This is a genomic window from Candidatus Protofrankia californiensis (assembly GCF_900634765.1).
GTDB lineage: Bacteria > Actinomycetota > Actinomycetes > Frankiales > Frankiaceae > Protofrankia > Protofrankia californiensis.
Genome location: NZ_CAAAFT010000147.1, coordinates 31,026 through 34,142, shown reverse-complemented (window position 1 = coordinate 34,142; position 3,117 = coordinate 31,026). Strand labels below are relative to the sequence as shown.

At 71.2% G+C, this 3,117-nt stretch carries 3 protein-coding genes; all 3 read right to left on the bottom strand.

What is annotated here, in order from left to right; all coding sequences use genetic code 11:
- Window positions 1-12: 12 nt before the first annotated feature.
- The 3 genes from era to DD1DGNOD_RS08750 are packed head-to-tail and all read right to left on the bottom strand — an operon-like array spanning window position 13 to window position 3,082.
- A complete protein-coding gene (era, locus tag DD1DGNOD_RS08760; protein WP_206443032.1) occupies window positions 13-942 on the bottom strand; it encodes a GTPase Era in 930 nt (309 codons plus the stop codon).
- The gene (locus DD1DGNOD_RS08755) at window positions 942-1,511 is read right to left on the bottom strand and encodes a hypothetical protein (protein WP_131766056.1); all 570 of its coding nucleotides are present in this window, start codon (window positions 1,509-1,511) and stop codon (window positions 942-944) included. Before DD1DGNOD_RS08755 ends, era begins: the two co-directional genes overlap by 1 nt.
- Window positions 1,508-3,082: a hemolysin family protein gene (locus DD1DGNOD_RS08750; protein ID WP_131766055.1), complete on the bottom strand. Its 1,575-nt coding sequence runs from the start codon at window positions 3,080-3,082 to the stop codon at window positions 1,508-1,510. Before DD1DGNOD_RS08750 ends, DD1DGNOD_RS08755 begins: the two co-directional genes overlap by 4 nt.
- Window positions 3,083-3,117: the final 35 nt, after the last annotated feature.

Sequence of the window (3,117 nt, the reverse complement as noted above, 5' to 3'; positions counted from 1 at the left end):
GATCGAGATCGGTCAGAAGCCGAGTTTGCGGAGCTGGCGGGGGTCGCGCTGCCAGTCCTTGGCCACCTTGACGTGCAGGTCCAGGTAGACGGGGGTACCGAGCAGCGCCTCGATCTGGGTGCGGGCCCGCGTCCCGACGTCCTTGAGCCGGGCGCCCTTCGCCCCGATGACGATCGCCTTCTGGCTCTGCCGTTCGACGTAGACGTTCACGTGGACGTCGAGCAGCGGACGGTCCGCCGGCCGGTCCTCGCGGGGGATCATCTCCTCGACGACGACGGCGAGCGAGTGCGGCAACTCGTCGCGCACGCCCTCCAACGCGGCCTCGCGGACCAGTTCGGCGACCATCACCTGTTCGGGCTCGTCGGTCAGCTCACCGTCGGGGTACAGCGGCGGGCCGGCGGGCAGGCGTCCGACCAGCACATCCGCGAGCACCCCCACCTGGAACGACGACACCGCGCTGACCGGCACCACGTCGGCGAAGTCCGCCAGTGAGCAGACCGTGAGCAGCTGCGCGCCGAGCGCGTCCCGGTCGGGCACCAGGTCGCTCTTGGTGACGACCGCGACCAACGGCGTCCGCTTGGGCAGCCGGGCGAGCTCATCGGCGATGAACCGGTCACCCGGACCGACCACCTCGTTCGCGGGGACGCAGAAGGCGACCACGTCCACCTCGGACAGGGTCGCACGGACCACGTCGTTGAGCCGCTGGCCGAGCAGGGTCCGGGGCCGGTGCAGGCCGGGGGTGTCGACCAGGACGAGCTGGGCGTCGTCACGGTGCACGATGCCGCGGACGGCGTGCCGGGTCGTCTGCGGGCGCCCGCTGGTGATGGCGACCTTCGAGCCGACGAGCGCGTTGGTCAACGTCGACTTGCCCGCGTTGGGACGCCCGACAAAGCAGGCGAACCCGGACCGGAACTGTGGTCCGGTCTCCACCGAGCTGGCCACTAGGTGGTCACCCGGCCCCGGGCCACGCCGTCGGAGCCGGCGAGGAACACCGGCACGCCGGCACCGAACTCGCCCAGCACCAGCAGGTCGTCAGCCCTCGGCACGTCCGGCGCGCCCAGGCCTGACGTACTCGGACCCGAGACGTTCAGGGCGCCCGGCTCCGGCTCCGGTCCCGAAACACGCTCGGAAACGATCGCCGCCGCCTCGAAGCGGCGCGCCCCGCTGGACGCCGCCGCGACGACCGCGGCGGCGAGCGCCGACACGGTGAGCCGCTCCTCGGCGTTCTCCACGGTCGCCGCCGCGTAGGTCCGCCCGTCGGTGTCACGGACAGCCGCGCCCTCCGCCGTCGCGGTACCGCCCCACGGGACGTAGGCACGCAGCCTCGCCGACCGGGCGAGGATCACGAGCTTGGCGTCCTCGGCCGCCAGCGAGCCATGGTCGATCCAGGTGACGGCGACGCGACCGCCGGACTCTGCGCCCCCGTCCCCGGCCGCCTCCCGTCCGCTTCCGGCCCGTCCATCCACGTCCAGCTCTGACACGCCGCCTGCCCCTGCCTCATCGAAGCTCATGTACGCGCCCCGGAAGCGGCACGACGCGTGACCGGGTCGGTGGCACCCACGTCGCTGCCCTGCCCCCCTCTGTTGTCACCGCCGGCAGCGTCCGCGGTATCGCTACCCGTACTACCCGTACCATCCGTACGCTTCTTACCAGCCCGGCCAGCACCGGCCCGCTCCCTGCCGGCCCGGTGGTTGCCCGCGCGAGCGGCATCACCCCTGGACACGTCGCCCCTGGACACCTCACCCCTGGGCGTGTCGCCGCCGTCCGTGTCCCCCGCGGACACGGACGCGGACCCACCGGCGGTGGAGTCCTCGGCCTGGCCCGGCGACCGGCGCACCACCACGGTACCGATCTGGTTGCGCCGGCCGGCAGCGCTCTCGGCGGTGAGTGTGACCACTCCGACGGTTACCGTCGCTCCCGGCAGCGGCACGCGTCCCAGCGCGTTCGCCAGCAACCCACCGACCGTTTCCACGTCGTCGGAGCCGGGCAGCTCATCCGTGCCGAACAGTTCGCGCAGATCGTCCACGCCGAGCCGGGCGGTCACGCGGGCGGTATCGTCGTTGATCCACTCCACCGGCACGATCTCGGCGTCGTACTCGTCGGTGATCTCGCCGACGATCTCCTCGAGGATGTCCTCGATGGTGACCAGCCCGGCGGTCCCGCCGTACTCGTCGATGACGATCGCCATGTGGGTCCGGGAAGCCTGCATCTCGCGCAGCAGAACGTCGGCGTGCTTGCTCTCGGGCACCAATGCCGGTGGCCGCATGACGTCCGACACGGGCCGGGTATCCCAGCCCTCGCGTTCACGGCCGACCATGTCCTTGAGGAAGGCGATCCCGACGACGTCGTCCACGGTCTCCCCGGTCACCGGGATGCGGGAGAAGCCGCTGCGCAGTGCCAGCGAGATCGCCTGCGCAACGGTCTTCACCGACTCGATGTAGACCATGTCGGGACGGGGGACCATGACCTCCCGCACCAGCGTGTCCCCCAGCTCGAAGACGGATGCGATCATGTCACGCTCGCCGCGTTCGATGACGTCGTTCTCCTCGGCGAGGTCGACGAGGTCACGCAGTTCCGCCTCGGTGGCGAACGGGCCGTCCCGGTAGCCGGGGCCCGGGGTGACCGCGTTGCCGAACGCGATCAGCAGCCGCGGCAGCGGCCCGAACATCCGGCCGAGCCAGCTGGTGAGCCCCGCGGTCGCGAGCGCCACCACCGGGGCGTGCTGGCGGCCCAGCGTCCGGAACACGACTCCGACGAAGATGTAGGCGAACAGGGTGCCGACCAGCGCCCCGAAACCAACCGCGATGAACCCGGCACCATAGGTGTGTACCGCTATGACGGTCACGCACGCGGCGGCGACCATCTCCCCGACGATCCGCAGCAACAGCAGCAGCGCCAGGTACCGCCCCGGATCAGCGACGATCGTGGCCAGGCTCGCGGCTCTGGGGCGTCCCGCACGGACGAATCCGTCGACCGCGACCCGGGAGACCCGTGTCAGCGCGGCGTCGATACATCCGATTCCGGCCGCGAACAGCGTGGCTACCACCGCGAGCAGCAGAAGTGGAACATCACCGTAACCCATTGATCCGCCCTGTCAGTTCCCCGGCACGCTCAGCG